Origin of the sequence: Methylophaga sp. SB9B (assembly GCF_004832235.1) — a bacterium.
GTDB lineage: Bacteria > Pseudomonadota > Gammaproteobacteria > Nitrosococcales > Methylophagaceae > Methylophaga > Methylophaga muralis.
The window spans coordinates 49,846-66,762 of sequence record NZ_SSXS01000010.1; the positions used below are offsets into that span (position 1 = coordinate 49,846).

13 protein-coding genes are annotated in these 16,917 nt (G+C 47.4%); 10 read left to right on the forward strand and 3 right to left on the reverse strand.

Annotation, left to right across the window (positions count from 1 at the left end; genetic code table 11):
• Positions 1-21: 21 nt before the first annotated feature.
• The 8 genes from dnaK (at position 22) to E8Q33_RS11330 (ending at position 10,681) form a co-directional block, all read left to right on the forward strand.
• Positions 22-1,944, forward strand: coding sequence for a molecular chaperone DnaK (gene dnaK / locus E8Q33_RS11295; protein ID WP_069295430.1), 1,923 nt, complete (start codon positions 22-24; stop codon positions 1,942-1,944).
• An 81-nt stretch (positions 1,945-2,025) separates the two neighbouring features.
• The gene (gene dnaJ / locus E8Q33_RS11300; RefSeq protein WP_136554834.1) at positions 2,026-3,135 is read left to right on the forward strand and encodes a molecular chaperone DnaJ; all 1,110 of its coding nucleotides are present in this window, start codon (positions 2,026-2,028) and stop codon (positions 3,133-3,135) included.
• Between the two features lie 90 nt (positions 3,136-3,225).
• Complete coding sequence (gene dapB, locus E8Q33_RS11305) at positions 3,226-4,035, forward strand: 4-hydroxy-tetrahydrodipicolinate reductase (RefSeq protein ID WP_136554836.1); 810 nt, start codon at positions 3,226-3,228, stop codon at positions 4,033-4,035.
• 74 nt (positions 4,036-4,109) lie between these two features.
• Positions 4,110-4,898, forward strand: a complete 789-nt coding sequence (locus E8Q33_RS11310; protein ID WP_247870066.1) for an alpha/beta hydrolase — start codon at positions 4,110-4,112, stop codon at positions 4,896-4,898.
• Between the two features lie 44 nt (positions 4,899-4,942).
• On the forward strand, positions 4,943-6,307 hold the full coding sequence (locus E8Q33_RS11315) for a sensor histidine kinase KdpD (protein ID WP_136554838.1): 1,365 nt from the start codon (positions 4,943-4,945) through the stop codon (positions 6,305-6,307).
• The gene (locus E8Q33_RS11320; protein ID WP_136554840.1) at positions 6,308-6,994 is read left to right on the forward strand and encodes a response regulator transcription factor; all 687 of its coding nucleotides are present in this window, start codon (positions 6,308-6,310) and stop codon (positions 6,992-6,994) included.
• 466 nt (positions 6,995-7,460) lie between these two features.
• Complete coding sequence (locus E8Q33_RS11325) at positions 7,461-9,533, forward strand: autotransporter-associated beta strand repeat-containing protein (protein WP_136554842.1); 2,073 nt, start codon at positions 7,461-7,463, stop codon at positions 9,531-9,533.
• 122 nt (positions 9,534-9,655) lie between these two features.
• Positions 9,656-10,681 (forward strand): autotransporter domain-containing protein, encoded by a 1,026-nt coding sequence (locus E8Q33_RS11330; protein WP_168800202.1) that lies wholly within the window; start codon positions 9,656-9,658, stop codon positions 10,679-10,681.
• Positions 10,682-10,942: 261 nt separating this feature from the next.
• Here the strand turns inward: E8Q33_RS11330 and E8Q33_RS11335 are convergent, their stop codons facing one another.
• The 3 genes from E8Q33_RS11335 to E8Q33_RS16155 all read right to left on the reverse strand — a co-directional run bounded on the left by E8Q33_RS11335 (position 10,943) and on the right by E8Q33_RS16155 (position 13,858).
• The gene (locus E8Q33_RS11335; protein ID WP_136554846.1) at positions 10,943-11,329 is read right to left on the reverse strand and encodes a tetratricopeptide repeat protein; all 387 of its coding nucleotides are present in this window, start codon (positions 11,327-11,329) and stop codon (positions 10,943-10,945) included.
• A gap of 193 nt (positions 11,330-11,522) precedes the next feature.
• Entirely contained in the window at positions 11,523-12,821 is a 1,299-nt protein-coding gene (locus E8Q33_RS16150) for a penicillin-binding transpeptidase domain-containing protein (protein WP_247870067.1), read from the reverse strand.
• Positions 12,822-12,862: 41 nt separating this feature from the next.
• Complete coding sequence (locus E8Q33_RS16155; RefSeq protein ID WP_247870068.1) at positions 12,863-13,858, reverse strand: transglycosylase domain-containing protein; 996 nt, start codon at positions 13,856-13,858, stop codon at positions 12,863-12,865.
• A gap of 333 nt (positions 13,859-14,191) precedes the next feature.
• Between E8Q33_RS16155 and E8Q33_RS11345 the strand changes: the two genes are divergently transcribed.
• Both E8Q33_RS11345 and tkt read left to right on the forward strand, forming a co-directional pair.
• On the forward strand, positions 14,192-14,749 hold the full coding sequence (locus E8Q33_RS11345; protein WP_136554848.1) for a thioredoxin family protein: 558 nt from the start codon (positions 14,192-14,194) through the stop codon (positions 14,747-14,749).
• A gap of 26 nt (positions 14,750-14,775) precedes the next feature.
• Positions 14,776-16,764: a transketolase gene (tkt, locus tag E8Q33_RS11350; protein ID WP_069295438.1), complete on the forward strand. Its 1,989-nt coding sequence runs from the start codon at positions 14,776-14,778 to the stop codon at positions 16,762-16,764.
• Positions 16,765-16,917: the final 153 nt, after the last annotated feature.

Consider the following 16,917-nt stretch of genomic DNA (forward strand, 5'->3'; position numbering starts at 1 on the left):
AGTACGATGGAGTAAAAAATTATGGGTAGAATTATTGGTATTGATTTGGGTACGACCAATTCATGTGTGGCGGTGATGGAAGACGGCAAAGCCCGTGTCATCGAAAACAGTGAAGGCGATCGCACAACCCCGTCAATTGTTGCATTCAACAAAGACAACGAAGTAATGGTCGGTCAGTCTGCTAAACGTCAGGCGGTGACTAATCCTAAAAACACACTGTATGCGATCAAACGCTTGATCGGTCGTAAATTTAAAGATGATGTTGTACAGCGCGATATCGATATGGTGCCGTATAAAATCGTTGAAGCGGATAACGGCGATGCTTGGGTTGAAGCCAATGGTAAAAAAATGGCGCCACCTGAAATTTCAGCACGTGTTTTGATGAAAATGAAAAAAACCGCTGAAGAATTCCTGGGTGAAGAAGTCACTCAAGCGGTTGTTACTGTTCCTGCTTACTTTAATGACTCACAACGTCAAGCAACCAAAGATGCCGGTAAGATTGCCGGTCTGGAAGTTAAACGTATTATCAACGAACCAACTGCTGCGGCTCTGGCTTACGGCATGGACAAAAAACGTGGTGATTCAACCGTCGTTGTTTACGATTTGGGTGGTGGTACATTTGACGTATCAATCATTGAAATTGCCGACATCGAAGGCGAGCATCAGTTTGAAGTATTGGCTACCAACGGTGACACATTCCTCGGTGGTGAAGACTTTGATCAACGCATCATTGATTTCCTGGTCGCTGAATTCAAAAAAGACCAAAGTGTTGATTTGAGCAAAGATGCCTTGGCGTTACAACGTCTGAAAGATGCTGCGGAAAAAGCCAAAATCGAACTGTCTTCAAGCTCACAAACAGACATCAATCTGCCATACATCACGGCTGATGCGTCTGGTCCAAAACATTTGGAAATCCGTTTGACCCGTGCCAAGCTGGAATCATTGGTTGATGATTTGATTACCCGCAGCATGGAACCATGCAAAATGGCGCTTAAAGATGCTGGTCTGAAAATCAGTGACATCAATGACGTTATTCTGGTTGGTGGTCAAACCCGCATGCCGAAAGTGCAAGAAGCGGTTAAAGAAATGTTTGGTAAAGAACCACGCCGTGACGTGAATCCTGATGAAGCAGTTGCTGTTGGTGCTGCGATTCAGGCTGCTGTTCTGGCTGGTGATGTAAAAGACGTGTTGTTGCTGGACGTTACCCCATTAAGTCTGGGTATCGAAACCATGGGTGGTGTAATGACCAAACTGGTTGAGAAAAACACCACTATCCCAACCAAAGCGAATCAGGTGTTTTCAACAGCGGATGATAATCAACCAGCTGTAACGATCCATGTTTTGCAAGGTGAGCGTGAAATTGCCTCAGCCAATAAATCACTGGGGCGTTTTGATTTGGCAGATATTCCGCCAGCCCCACGCGGTACGCCACAAATCGAAGTTACCTTTGACATTGATGCCAACGGTATTCTGAACGTATCTGCCAAAGACAAAGCGACTGGTAAAGAGCAGTCGATTGTAATTAAAGCTTCAAGCGGTCTGTCTGACGAAGAAGTGGAACAAATGGTTAAAGATGCTGAAGCACATGCTGAAGAAGACCGTAAATTCCATGAGTTGGTCACAGCACGCAACCAGGCGGATGGTTTGATTCACGCCACCAACAAATCACTGACCGACTTAGGTGATAAGGTTGAAGCGGATGAAAAAGCCAAAATCGAATCTGCTATTGAAGAGTTGCAACAAGCTCTGAAAGGTGAAGATAAGGCTGACATCGAAGCTAAAACTGCTGCATTGTCAGAAGCGGCTGGTAAATTAGCTGAACGCGCTTATGCAGAAAATGCAGAAGCTGGTGACAGTGCTGCATCAGAAGGTGCTTCAGCGCAAAACGATGATGTGGTTGATGCTGAGTTTGAAGAAGTCGATGACGACAAGAAAAACTCATAATCTTTCACACAATTAACTAAATACAGGCGTAGGCATTGAGCTTACGCCTGTCTTGTTTAAGAGATACAAGAAAAATAAAACATGGCCAAACAAGACTATTACGACCTACTTGGTGTATCGCGCACTGCGACTGAAGCTGAAATTAAAAAAGCCTATCGTCGTATGGCGATGAAATATCATCCAGATCGTAATCCGGATGATGCAACCGCAGAAGCCAAGTTTAAAGAAGCAAAAGAAGCTTACGAAATTCTCTCTGATTCCCGAAAACGTGCTGCATACGATCAATTCGGCCATGCCGGAGTAGATAACAGTGCTGGCGGTGGCGGATTTAGAAGTTCAGGCGGATTTAGCGATATTTTTGGCGATGTATTCAATGACATCTTTGGCGCTGGTGGTGCTGGCGGTCAAAGTTTCCGCGGTGCCGATTTACGCTATCGACTGGATTTGACGCTGGAAGAAGCCGTTGCCGGTACCACAGCGAAAATTCGTATTCCGGTTAATGTCGAATGTAAAACCTGTGATGGTTCCGGAGCCAAGCCCGGCACCCAACCTGTCACCTGTACAACCTGTGGTGGCCATGGTCAGGTTCGTATTCAACAAGGCTTTTTTACCGTTCAGCAAGCCTGTCCACATTGTCATGGCACCGGTAAGATGATTCAGGATCCTTGTCATGATTGCCATGGTCAAGGTGTTGTACAAGAACACAAAACGCTTTCCGTTAAAGTCCCTGCTGGGGTGAACACTGGAGATCGTATTCGACTGGCTGGTGAAGGTGAAGCCGGTTCACGTGGCGCACCTGCCGGTGATTTATATGTTGAAGTGGCGGTGAAACGTCATGATGTATTTACCCGTGATGGCAATAATTTGTTTGCTGATGTGCCAATCAGTTTCACTACCGCCTGCCTGGGCGGTGAACTTGAAGTACCGACTTTACAAGGCAAAGCCGTGTTGAAAGTCCCCGAAGGCACGCAGACAGGACAGCAATTCAAACTGCGTGGCAAAGGTGTCAAATCAGTCCGTACCGGCGAAGTTGGTGATTTAATGTGTCGGGTCATTATCGAAACACCGGTGAAGTTATCGAAAAAACAGAAAGAGTTATTGCAGGAATTTGCTGAGACGATGGAAGGTTCTGGTGCCACCCATAGTCCAAAACATGAATCCTGGCTGGATGCTGTAAAACGTTTTTTTTGAATAACATATTTGCCAACAGGAAGCTGACTGGGCTATTTTTGCCAGCCAGCTTTTTTATTTTCTAAAAAACCGCCATTAAGGATATTCGTCATGGCCATTAATATTGCAATTAACGGTGCCGCTGGCCGCATGGGCCGTTGTCTGATTCAAGCCGTCACGGAAACCGAAGGCTTGCAGCTATCCGCTGCTATTGATCGGCCAGAGTCTTCTTTGATCGGCGTGGATGCTGGCGAATTGGCGGGAGTCGGTAAACTGGGTGTTATGTTGTCAGCCGATCTGGAGCTGGCGACTCAGCAATCTGATGTGATCATCGACTTCACTATCCCTGAGGCCACCATGGCATTGTTGCCATTATGTGCCAAGAATCAATGCCGTCCGGTGATTGGTACAACGGGTTTTGACGAAACTCAGAAACAAGCAATTCAACAAACCGCCGATCAGATCGCCAGCTTATTAGCCCCGAATATGAGTGTTGGCGTCAACCTTTCCCTGAAACTGCTCGATATGGCCGCCCGTGTTTTAGGCGATAGCGTCGATATCGAGATCATTGAGGCACATCACCGCCATAAAGTAGATGCACCTTCCGGCACCGCTTTACGAATGGGTGAAGTAGTTGCTGAAGCTTTGGGCCGCGATCTGAAAGATTGTGCTATTTATGGTCGTGAAGGCCGTACCGGCGAACGCGATCGCAATACCATTGGGTTTGCGACTGTCAGAGCAGGCGATATTGTTGGTGACCACACCGTATTATTTGCTGCCGAAGGTGAGCGAGTAGAAATCACGCACAAAGCTTCAAGCCGAATGACCTTTGCTTATGGTGCGATGCGAGCATCCAAATGGCTGATGGATCAGCAAACAGGTTTGTTTGATATGCAGGATGTTTTAGATCTACGCGACTAAACATCCGACCTGTTGACGTTGGTCTAAACCCCGTGCAAGTGCATAACCCTTTTTTATCTACCATGATATTTATCATGGTAGTGGTTATGACGGGTTGTGCCGATATTTCGCTGACCAAACGAAATGACATCGCAGATAACCTTGCCTTCCAGCACGGCTGGCAGAAAAGCACACTACAAACGACTTTTTTCTCTCACCGAGCGTATCTTCCAAACTCGACTCAAAGTGACCAGTTAACGGTCTATATCGAAGGCGATGGTCTGGCCTGGATAAGCAGAAATAAACCCTCGTCCGATCCCACTCCATTAAACCCGCTGGCACTGAAACTGGCATTAGCCGACGGCACAAACAACGTGGCCTATCTTGCAAGACCCTGCCAGTACGTAAACTCCAATCAATGCGAGCAGCGTTACTGGACTTCGGCCCGTTTTGCAGAAGAGGTGATTGCCTCAACTGACCAAGCGCTCTCTCAACTGAAAAAACAGACTGTTGCACAGGAATTAACGCTTATCGGTTATTCGGGCGGTGGCGCAGTTGCTGCTTTGGTTGCAGCCAGACGTAATGATGTGGTTCGTCTGATAACGGTTGCAGGCAACCTGGATCACAAAGCCTGGAGTTATATACACCATATTTCGGCGTTAACGGGCTCACTTAATGCCGCAGATGAATGGCAAAATTTGGCAGATATTTCTCAAATTCACTTTGTTGGTGCTCAAGATAATATCGTGCCGTTGGCCGTAGCTCAGTCTTATCAGCGACGGTTTACCACAGGATATAAACCTGAGGTAAAGGTGATCGAAGCCACCGATCATCACTGTTGCTGGCTTGAGCTGTGGCCGGAGTTGCTTGAAAGTAAATACTGATTCCCCTATCTTGATCAATCGATAATGTAAGGTAGGAAAGTTCAGTGGTGTTAGCCGATTTACGCACGCTGGTTTTGCTGTTGGCAGTTACATCATTTGTGTCAGCCATAGCGCTTTATTTGTTTTACCGTTTGTTGCCGGAAGTACCTGGTTTAAAGCAGGCTGCTATCGCAGGTGCCTGCCAATCCATTGCATCAATCTTCCTGGTGAGCCGGGACTTCATCGATCCGATGCTTTCCATCTTGGTATCAAATGCCGCTTATTTCCTTGCCAGCGCTTTCTATTATCAGGCTGTACGGCTGTTTTGCGATCTCGCTATGGCGTGGCGTTGGCCAGTGATTATTCTCGGTACACTGTACCCCTTGTTCATATTGTTTCCGGGTAATGAAAATCTGGGTGAACGAATTATTATCAGTTCAATTGGCTTGGCTAGTCTTAGCCTGATGACCAGTTGGGTGTTATGGCAAGACAAAGCGCGTTTGCCAGGAAGGCGTGGTCTGGCGATCACTTTTGGGGTGATCGCATTGATTTGTGGAACCCGAATCTTATCCATACTCATCGAACCTATTGGCAGCATGAGTTTTCTGGACTTTAACAGGAGCTCCATGATCTTCATCTGGGGTATTGTTACCAGCATAGCCGTGACAGTAGGGGTAATCGTGATGACTTCCGAGCGGCTGCGCGAACAGCTGAAAATTCAACTGCGAGAAGTCACGGTCGCTCATGACGTTGCGAACAATGCTTTACGTGAGCAAAAAAACTTTCTGGCCATGCTGTCGCATGAGTTCAAAACACCCCTGAGCATTATCAAAGCCAATGCCGATGCGGTAACGACTATAGACAATCCACCCGCGTCGTTCATAAAAGAAAGCTTGGAGCGAATACAGCAAACATCCATGAGATTGAATGGCTTGGTTGATGGTTGCCTCAATGATCAATGGATTTCTCACACTATCGAAAATAATGAACTGTCCATGACGAAACTGAACTTGGCTGAAATGCTGAGAGAGCTATGCCATGAGTATGACATTCGCTTTATAAACCATAGCTCAGCTGACACTGCACAGGTAAAAGGCGACCGTAACCTTATCCCCATTCTGTTTTCCCGTTTGTTCGACAATGCCCGCAAATATGCTCATCACCACGACACCATTGAAGTTCGGCTATTGCAAACCGCAGACACGATAACAGTACAAATCTACGACGATGGCCCCGGCATTGCTGAGGAAGAGCACGAACGGATCTTTGATAAATATTACCGGGTACCAGGCGAAACTCGGCAACATGGCTCAGGATTAGGGCTTTTCTTTGTCAAAAGGATTGTTGAACAGCATGGCGGCATGATCAATGTGGAATGTCGACAGGGCACTACTTTTACAGTGATGCTTCCAGCTTTGGGGGACTATTAAATGCCCAAGCTCAGAGTGTTAATCGTTGACGATGAAGAGCAGTTTCGCGCTCCGATTAGGGCCGTATTAGCCAGTCGAGGCCTGGAAGTCATCGAAGCTGGAACCGCAACGCAGATGGATGCCTTACTGAGCCGTTTCGAGATCGACATTTTATTACTGGATGTTAACCTGCCTGGCGAAAGCGGTTTGCAGATCGCTAACCGACTTAAACAAACCAGAAATATCGAGATCATCATGCTGTCCGCTTTTGGCGAGGTCGAACATCGGGTGAACGGCCTGATCTCTGGCGCCGACTACTATCTGCCGAAACCGGTCGATATCAGAGAACTGCTTGCGGTCATAGAATGCTGCAAACGACAAACCTATGATGACAGTGCCGCACCAGCGTCATGGCAGTTTGATGCTGCAAAATGGTTGCTGATTACACCGGATGGTGTGGAACATTCACTTTCCAAATCCGAACTGAATATAGTGAATGCCTTAATCTCTATGGCTGGTAAAACGGTGACACGCGAACAACTCTATGCCGCCATGGGCATCCCAGATTACCCTCCCGAAAGCAGAAGTTTGGATGTCCATATCACTCGGATCCGCCGCCGCTTTACCACAGACAGCTACGCCATCCCGATTATAACGGTGCGTAACGTGGGCTATCTTTTCAACGACGCGGTAAAAATCCACCGTTAGGGGGCATTGCCTCAATCATAGGTTCACGCGAGATCGAGTAGCCATGAGCGGGGAAAGGTGACTGCTCGGTAGCTTTGATGCGCGATCACCGCGCTTTCATAAAAATCCGCTGACGCAACTTTCTGTTCAACATACCAACGGTGATTCCTTCCAGTTGAATCCAATTACCTTGATTCTCCCCATACTGGCTTTGTCACTTCAAACCACGACGGACTAACGCTATACATCGTATCAAGATACATAGACCTTACTCAGGTTACCTCGGAAAAAGCCAAGGAAAATCGATCTAAAACCCGTCATCGAACACCTCTGTTGGTTGCTAACAAACTGAATAAAAAGATGTTTTCCTGTCATGTTACATACTGAAACATAGTTTTTTTGTGCGCTGTGCTACCTTAAAAAAATTGTAAAAAACCCATCAAAAGAACAGGTTAATCCGCACCACACAAAGGAATAGGTCGCCGCCATGAATCAAATCTACAAAGTAATCTGGAATGTCAGTCGCCAAGTCTGGATGGCGGTGGGAGAACTCAGCAACTCACGCGGCAAAAGCAAAAGTGCTGTCACTGCCATAACATCCCCCCAAAAGCATTTAACACTAGTCGCATCTGCATTGGCACTGGCCTTAAGTGTGGGGCCGGTATGGGCGGTAGTAGAAACAACTGGAGATACGAATCCTTCACTGTCTGGCCCACTCACTGGAAGCTGGAACGCTTCGGTAGTTGATCTAATTATTGGAAATAACGCTGTCGGCACACTGGCCATAGATAGTGGAAGTACGGTGAGTAATAAAAACGGCTACATTGGTCAATCTTTAGTCGGCGATGGTAGCGTGACAGTTGACGGCACGGGCTCCAGCTGGACTAATAGCAGTGGTTTGTTTGTGGGTGATAACGGCACTGGTAGCCTGTCCATTAGCAATGGCGGCGTGGTGAGTAATACTTTAGGCTACATTGGTAGGGGTTCTGACAGCACCGGCACAGTGACTGTGGATGGCACGGGCTCCAGCTGGGACAATAGTCTTAGTTTGTGGGTGGGCGAGAGTGGCACCGGTAGCCTCACCATCAGCAATGGCGGCGCAGTGAGTAATGCCACCGGCTACATTGGCAGGTTTTCTGGCAGTAATGGCAGCGTGACAGTGGACGGCGTTGGCTCCAGTTGGACTACTAACAGCAGTGATTTGTATGTAGGCTACGATAGTACTGGCAGCCTTACCATCAATAATGGCGGTACGGTAAGCAGTAATCTTGGTTTCATCGGCAATAATGCTGGCGGCAATGGCACGGTGACGGTGGATGGCACAGGCTCCAGCTGGTCTAACAGCAATAATTTGTATGTGGGGCGTTCCGGCACTGGCAGTCTCACCATCAGCAATGGCGGTGTAGTGAATAATGGTATTGGTATCGTTGGCGCTTCTTCTGGCAGCACCGGCAGCATGAGCGTGGATGGTGCAGGATCAAGCTGGATTAACAGGAGTAATGTGTTTGTGGGCTCTGCTGGCACCGGCAGTCTTAGCATCAGCAATGGCGCAGTGGTCGAGACGAATTCTGGCGCTGGCACACTAACGATAGCGAATCAGGCTAGTGCCACCGGCACCGTAAATATCGGTGCAGCAGCGGGTGAAGCGGCTGTTGCGGCTGGCACCCTGAGTGCGGCGAGCCTGGTCTTTGGAGCAGGTACGGGTAAGTTGGTGTTTAACCACACGGAGGCAGCGTATGAGTTTGCCCCAACTATATCTGGAGCGGGGAGTGTCGAACTACATTCTGGCAAAACCATTTTTACTGGAGCGAATACCTACAGCGGTGGTACCAGTATCAACGCAGGTACACTGCAAATCGGCAATGGTGGTACCAGCGGCAGTGTCATTGGAGATATCAGTAATAATGGCTCGTTGGTGTTTAATCGCTCCGATTCCGTTACGTATGCAGATGTGATTAGCGGCACGGGCAGTTTGACCCAGAGTGGCGCTGGGTCTTTAACCTTAACTGGAAATAATACCTACAGCGGGGTTACCAACATCAACGCAGGTACACTACAAATCGGCAATGGTGGTACCACTGGCAGCATCAGTGGAGATATCAGTAATAACGGCTCGTTGGTGTTTAATCGTACGGATAGCCAAACTTTTGCTGGTGATATATCAGGAGCGGGCTCGATTAATCTTGCATCTGGTAGTACTCGATTTACTGGCAACTTAAGTTCTTATACTGGTACTTTTAGCAACGATGCGACCTTATCGGTGGCTGATGGCGAGACCTTAACGTTAGGCGGCAACTATAGCCAAACGGCTGATGGTATCTTCAACATGGGTGCCTCTTCTAGCAGCAGTTTCGGTAAACTTTTGGTGAACGGCATAGCGACGTTTGCTGGGGACTCCAAGATTAATGTGGATGTGACTAGCGAAAAAAACCTTGCCAATGGTGCCACATTATCCGGGGTGATTAGTGCTGGCACCCTAGATGCCAGCACCTTCAACGTGACCGATAACTCTGCCTGTTTAATTTTAGTGCGGCAATCAACGGCAATCAGGTGGATTTAAAGGTATCGGCAGCATCGAGCAGCGGCGTCACCAAAAGCGTGACAGCCACCGGCTTTAATCCCGGTCTTGGCGCGGCTCGCGTGTTGGATGGCTTTGTTTCTGGCGGCACCACCGGAACCGATATGGATAACGTCGTGGAAGCATTCGGTCGGCTTTCTACCGACCAACAAATCAGTGATGCGGTTGCCGAAACACTGCCGCTTTTAGTCAGCGGCACCACCCAAGTTGCGACCGGCACGTTACGCAGCACCAACCGCGTGATTCAAGCCAGACAATCGGGCTTTAGCGGCCTGTCTTCTGGCGACGGTTTTTTCACCGACAAAAATGTATGGGTCAAACCGGTGGGAAGCTGGACAACCCAAGATGAACGAAACGGCGTCTCCGGTTACCGTGCAGAAAGTTACGGTCTGGTCGGCGGTATGGATGGAGAGCTCAATGCACAAACCCGTCTAGGTTTTGCCCTCTCTTACATGAGCAGCGATGTCAAAGGTCGCGACAGCGCCTCCGGCAACAAAGTCGATATTGATGCCTATCAAGCGATTTTCTATGGCAGTCGAAGCTTACAAAACCATCCCGATATCGAACTCAACTGGCAAGCCAGCCTTGGCATGAACAAAAATGAAGGTAAACGTACGATGCGTTTTATCGGCCGCACCGCCAAAGCCGACTATGACAGCTACACTGCACAGATTGGCGTAGGCGCCGGCAAACGATTTGAGCTAAATGACACAACGACAGTCATACCCGGTATCCGGTTAGATTATGCCTACATCAAAGATGAAAGCTATACCGAGAAAGGTGCTGATGCCTTAAACATGAAGGTAAACAGCCTCCATGTAGACGAGCTGATTGTCATGGCGCAAGGCCACATAAGTCACCAACTGAACGACACCACCAGCCTCACCGCCAACGCGGGGCTCGGTTATGACTTTATCAACGACACCACCAGCCTCACGGCCAGTTACAGCGGCGGCGGTGCAGCGTTTACCACCAAAGGCATTGACCCAAGCCCTTGGTTGGGCAGAGCCGGTGTTGGTCTGAACTTCATCACCAGTGATACCAGTGAAATCACTGCACGTTATGACGTTGAAGGCAGAGAAGACTTCCTCAATCAGACCGCATCGGTGAAGTTCCGCTGGATGTTTTGATCGTAGGCCCCACGTGATTCGTCGGGATAAGTAAGGCTTTAGCGATTATCCCGATAGCTGTTGCAGGGTATCGGGATTTTAGTTATCTACACCCGATAAGGGATCGAAGAGGGTGGGTTTTAATTGTAAAGGGCCGACGAAGGATCTCTAAACCCTGCTCGCGCGCTAATGCGTGGAAACAGTTATGCTTCAGAAATGAGATTGAGTAAGATCCCCACGCAGGGCCATGGGAATCAGCAGATCATAGCTGCGAAGTTAATCTTAGTAGCGCGAGGCCTGTTCTCGCGCTGCTGTTGCACCCGCTCCATCTCCCGCTTTGAGGCGAATATCGACTAACAATAACCAAAAACGTTTCTGCTCGGCATAATTACCTTGGGCGTAGGAAACGCCTTTTAAAGCGACTTGTTCCGCGAGTCGATAATCTTCCAATTCATAATGTGTTTGGGCTAACTGGTAATAAATTTTTGGGTCTCGCGGCGCAATGCGTTGTGCGCGTTGTAAACGGGACTGGGCTGCTGCCATATTACCTTGTTGCTGATATTTTTCAGCGTCACTCAATAATGCCAATACTGCTGGGTTACTTGGTGTGGGAGCAGGTTGAGTTGCTGGCAGATCGGTCGATGTAGATCCGGGAGGTGGTACTGGCAATGCCTGCGGTGTGGCTGCTTGTGCTGGTTCAGGTCTGGTTTGCGCTGTCTCAGGTGTTTGTGAGCGAGAAGGTATCTCTCTACTTTCACCGGTGGTTTGTAACTGACGGGCGCGGTCGAACAGGCGGATAAAAACATGACCATCAGGGTCATGATAAAAAAGGGTTTTGTTACGTTTTTTAACATTTTGAAGCCTATCTGAATATGTCTTTAACCCAATCTATCGAGCGTTTAATCGGGTTTTCGGTAAATGTTTCTTCCGGCATGGCGCAGGCGGCTGTTTCGGTTGGTTGGGTGCCCGCGATAAAGGGTATTTGAGTTGCATTCTCGCACAAACCATCGGCAAGTTTTCCGCTTAACGGGTCAATCCAAAACATCACAACACCTTCAGGAGTTGCCGGTTCAAACGATTGTAATGGTTCTTGGGCAATATATTTTGTCCAGGCACGTAATGCACCCGATGAGCCGGTAATCGGCATTGGGCTGTTATCATCCAACCCCAGCCAGACAACGGCAAGACGATTGCCGGTAAACCCGGCAAACCAGCTATCACGCTGTTGATCCGAGGTTCCGGTTTTACCCGCAGAGTTAATATTCATCGGTAATTGTTGATAAATGCTACGTGCGGTTCCACTACGAGTGACTTGCTGCAAATTGTATTGCAGCAAATACATTGGTTTTTCATCAATACTTTGCTGCAACTGAAACGGATAACTGGAAAGTGCTTCGCCAGCACTGTCTGTTACTGTTCGAATGGTGCGCGGTGGAATTTGAAATCCAGACGCAGCAATAGTCTGATACATTGCTGCGACTTCTAGTGTCGACAGGCTTTGAGCACCTAACAACAAGGACGGATAAGCATCCATTTGGCGTTCAACACCAAGTCTTTTTAAGGTATGAATGACTTTATCTACCCCCAGCTCCATGCCTAACTGTGCTGTCGATAAATTATAGGAATGGGTCAACGCAGCATGCAGCGGCACCCGGCCATAGGATTTACCATCAAAGTTTTTAGGCGTCCAGGGTGGTTGGTTTGGCAGCGTCAGGCTAAAAGGGGAGTCATCCAATTCACTGATTAAGGTATATCCCTGTTCTAATGCAGTGAGATACACAGCGGGTTTGACCAAAGAACCAATCGGACGACTGGCATCTAATGCGCGATTAAAGCCTTGAAAACGGGTGTTTCGATCACCGATTAATGCCAGCACTTCACCGGTTTGTGGATCGGTAACCACCATACTGCCCTGCAGTTTGGACAGTCTTTCACCATGGGTTTTACTCAGATCATCAATGGTACTGATAAGCGACGTTTCGGCTTTGTGCTGACTAATAGGATCCAGGCTGGTAAATATCTGCAAACCTTCTGAACCCAGATCTTCATCTTTATATTCACGGCGTAACTGACGTTTCACTAAATCAATATAGGCTGGATAAGCCTCTTTCATGGAGCTTCCAGCTGCTACAACTTCCAACTCGGCTGTCGAAGCCAACATATATTCTTCATCGGAAATAGAGCCTTGCTGATGTAAAACACTCAGTACCAGATTGCGGCGTTGCTTGGCGCGCTCCGGATTACGACGCGGGTCATAATAGGAGGGGCCCTGACCAGGCCGGCCAGTAATGCCAATTGATGTAATTTGAGTTCTTGTATCGGCTGAGCAAAATAATGTGCCGCGCCCAAGCCAAAACCGTGGATGGCACGGTTACCGGATTGGCCGAGGTACACTTCATTTAAATAGGCTTCGAGAATTTCCTCTTTGCTGTAATGCCACTCCAGGATCATCGCCATCGGCACTTCAAGCATCTTGCGCATTAACGTGCGATCCGCAGTGAGATAAAAATTCTTTATTAATTGTTGAGTTAAGGTGCTGCCACCTTGTACGAATGCGCCCGCTCGAATATTGGCTAATGTGGCACGAGCAATACCTTTGGGTGAGATGCCAAAATGATCGTAAAAATCACGATCTTCAATCGCGATCAGTGCATCAATAAAAGCTTGTGGCGCATCTTGCAGCTGGATCAAGTCCCGATCTTCGTTATTCAACGGATAAATTCCGCCAATCAGTGCAGGCTCTAAACGAATTAATGTCAGAGCTTGCTGATCGGCTGAACGGATCTGACTTAAGCTTTCGCCACTGAACTCTAAAACAAGCTGTCGAGCCGGTTCATGCTCATCGGGAAAAAGAAAACCTCGTGTTGACAGCGTTGCGCTGGAGGCAGAAAAAGCGACTTGTCCCGGTAGGTTAACCTTATCGACAAATTGATAACCCAAGGCTCTTAATTCAATCTTCAGATCGTTGATAGACAAAGGCGCGCCAATATAAAGTTCGAGTGGTCTGGCATATACTTTAGCGGGTAATGCCCAGCGTTTCCCCTCAAATTCACTGCGTACTCGAAAGTCTAATGTGGCGATGGAGACAGCCGCCGCGACAGTAATCAGCAACAACAAAGTTATAATGACTTTTGCGCTTATCAAGCGGCGAAAAACAGATTTTGATTTTTTGGTTTTGGACGATTTATGTTTGGTCACAATGGGTTCTTAAAGTATTAAGTTTATATAAATAGTATGTAGCTTAGGTCTGCAAAGCTTAATGTAAGTTCGTCACGGTTTTGGTTAATGTGTTCTTGCCATTCTATTTTTGGTTTAAGGCAAATAAGACTTGCTGACAAACTTTGCTGGCAACATATTGTAAACTGATTCGACATTGTCGCCATCTGCTACTAAGTTCTGGTTTCTGCTGAGATTCCTAATTTAGCGTTGTTAAATTTTTTCTGGTACGATCCCGAGTCGCAATTTATTTCCATAACGGTCATTTTCGGCTGAATGTGCGTCGAAAATCTTAAAAAAATCTAACGGAAGCCTATGGTTAGTACAGAAACACCAATATGTGAATTTGGCCAGCCAGCCATCGACTTTTCTTTGCCAGGCACTGATGGCAAGATTTGGACGTTAGACAAATGTCGTGGCGAAAATGGCCTATTGGTTATGTTTATCTGTAATCACTGCCCGTATGTTAAAGCCATCATGGACAGACTGGTTCGCGATACCAACGAACTCAAACAACTTGGCATCAATTCTGTGGCGATTTCTGCCAATGATGTCGCTGATTATCCTGAAGACTCATTCGACAATATGAAACTGGTTGCCGAACAAAACGGGTTTTCTTTCCCTTATCTGTATGACGAAACCCAAGAGGTTGCTCAAGCCTATGGCGCGGTATGCACACCGGATTTTTTTGGATATAACCAAGATCTGACGTTGCAGTATCGTGGCCGCCTTGATGCCAGCCGCAAAGAAGCCGCTCCAGCGGACGTACGCCGTGATTTATTTGAAGCAATGCAGCAAGTTGCTAAAACAGGTCATGGTCCAGAACAACAGATACCAAGTATGGGCTGTTCCATCAAATGGCGGGCAGCTTAATTTTTTTTAATAGGAGAACGTAGATAATGGCTACACGTAGACATTTAGCAAATGCAATCCGTGCGTTAAGTATGGATGCAGTGCAAAAAGCGAATTCCGGCCATCCGGGTGCCCCTATGGGTATGGCGGATATCGCTGAAGTATTGTGGAATGACCACATGAAACATAACCCGAACAACCCGAAATGGGCTGATCGTGATCGTTTCATCTTGTCTAACGGCCACGGCTCTATGCTGATTTACTCATTGTTGCATTTGAGTGGCTATGATTTGCCGATGGAATCCATCAGCACATTCCGTCAGTTGCATTCACAATGTGCGGGTCACCCTGAATACGGTTATGCACCAGGCGTAGAAACCACTACTGGTCCATTAGGTCAAGGTATCACCAACGGTGTTGGTTTTGCGATGGCTGAAAAATTAATGGCTGACCAGTTCAACAAACCAGGCCATGACATCGTTAACCATCACACCTATGTATTCATGGGCGATGGCTGCTTGATGGAAGGTGTTTCTCATGAAGCATGTGCTTTGGCTGGTACTTGGGGCCTGGGCAACCTGATCGCATTCTGGGATGACAACAATATCTCTATCGATGGTCACATTGATGGCTGGTACACCGATGACACCGTAAAACGTTTTGAAGCTTACGGCTGGCACGTTCAATCTGTTGATGGTCACGATGCTGATGCAATCAACAAAGCCATTGCAGAAGCTAAAAAAGTCACTGACAAACCATCTTTAATTTGCTGTAAAACCATTATCGGTTACGGTTCACCTAACAAATGTGCAAGCCATGATTGCCACGGCGCTGCATTAGGTGAAGAAGAAGTTGCACTGACTCGTAAACAATTGGGTTGGGAATACGAGCCATTTGTTATTCCAGAAGATGTTTATGCTGGTTGGAATGCAAAAGATAAAGGCGATGCTGCAGAAGCGGCATGGAATGAAAAATTTGCAGCGTATGAAAAAGAGTATCCAGAATTAGCTGCAGAATTCAAACGCCGTATGGCGGGTGAATTACCTGCTAACTGGAAGCAAGCCACTGATGCATTCATTGCTGAAACCAATGAAAAAGCGGAAAACCTGGCTTCACGTCAAGCTTCTCAAAAAGCAATTGCTGCTTTGGCGCCGATTTTGCCTGAATTCCTGGGTGGTTCAGCTGACTTGACAGGTTCTAACCTGACAAGCTGCTCAAGCTTCAAACATGTTTCTGGTAAAGAGCCAGGCAACTACATTTCATACGGTGTTCGTGAATTTGGTATGTACGCGATCATGAACGGTATGGCGTTGCACGGTGGTTTGCTGCCATTCGGTGGTACTTTCCACATGTTCTCTGACTATGCGAAATCAGCTCTGCGTATGGCTGCGTTGATGAAACAACGTACTATCGCTGTGTTAACGCATGACTCAATCGGTCAGGGTGAAGACGGTCCTACTCACCAACCAATCGAAAACACTGCTGGTCTGCGTTACATTCCTAATATGGATGTATGGCGTCCTGCGGATTCTGTTGAAGTTGCGGTTGCGTGGACATGTGCCGTTGAGCGTATGGATGGCCCGACTAGCTTGGTACTGAGCCGTCAAGGCATTCCAGGTCGTAAACATGAAGCGTCTGACTTTGATGCTATCCGTAAGGGTGCATACGTTCTGTCTGAAGCAAAAGGCGGTAAAGCTGATGTCATCCTGATTGCAACTGGTTCAGAAGTGGATCTGGCTGCTAAAGCTCAGGAAGCTTTAGCAGAAGAAGGCATCAACGCTCGCGTTGTATCTATGCCTTCAACCAACGTCTTTGATCGTCAAGATCAAGCTTACAAAGACAGCGTTCTGACACCAGGTGTAAAACGTGTTTCTGTTGAAGCCGGTGTAACTGACTTCTGGCGTAAATACGTTGGTCTGGAAGGCGGCACTGTTGGTATCGATACCTTCGGTGAATCTGCTCCAGGCGGTGTTTTGATGAAACATTTCGGCTTTACTGTCGAAAACGTTGTAAAAACAGTTAAATCAGTTCTGTAATAAAGAGCTGTTCTTAGCGAAGTAAAAGGAAATGGCCAGTAGATTCATATCTACTGGCCATTTTTATATACAGACCCTAGTCTGTCTGATAACTGTGGTTTTTATTAAGATTGTAGTTATGAGACAGAATAATAAAACTGATTCAGAGGAAAT

Bases quoted from the DNA above. Each gene is read 5' to 3' on its own strand.
- E8Q33_RS11345 (WP_136554848.1), top strand. From the start codon at position 14,192: ATGGTTAGTACAGAAACACCAATATGTGAATTTGGCCAGCCAGCCATC.
- dnaJ (WP_136554834.1), top strand. From the start codon at position 2,026: ATGGCCAAACAAGACTATTACGACCTACTTGGTGTATCGCGCACTGCG.
- E8Q33_RS16150 (WP_247870067.1), bottom strand. From the start codon at position 12,821: ATGTTGGCTTCGACAGCCGAGTTGGAAGTTGTAGCAGCTGGAAGCTCC.
- E8Q33_RS11320 (WP_136554840.1), top strand. From the start codon at position 6,308: ATGCCCAAGCTCAGAGTGTTAATCGTTGACGATGAAGAGCAGTTTCGC.
- tkt (WP_069295438.1), top strand. From the start codon at position 14,776: ATGGCTACACGTAGACATTTAGCAAATGCAATCCGTGCGTTAAGTATG.
- dapB (WP_136554836.1), top strand. From the start codon at position 3,226: ATGGCCATTAATATTGCAATTAACGGTGCCGCTGGCCGCATGGGCCGT.
- E8Q33_RS11330 (WP_168800202.1), top strand. From the start codon at position 9,656: ATGGATAACGTCGTGGAAGCATTCGGTCGGCTTTCTACCGACCAACAA.
- E8Q33_RS11310 (WP_247870066.1), top strand. From the start codon at position 4,110: ATGGTAGTGGTTATGACGGGTTGTGCCGATATTTCGCTGACCAAACGA.
- dnaK (WP_069295430.1), top strand. From the start codon at position 22: ATGGGTAGAATTATTGGTATTGATTTGGGTACGACCAATTCATGTGTG.
- E8Q33_RS11325 (WP_136554842.1), top strand. From the start codon at position 7,461: ATGAATCAAATCTACAAAGTAATCTGGAATGTCAGTCGCCAAGTCTGG.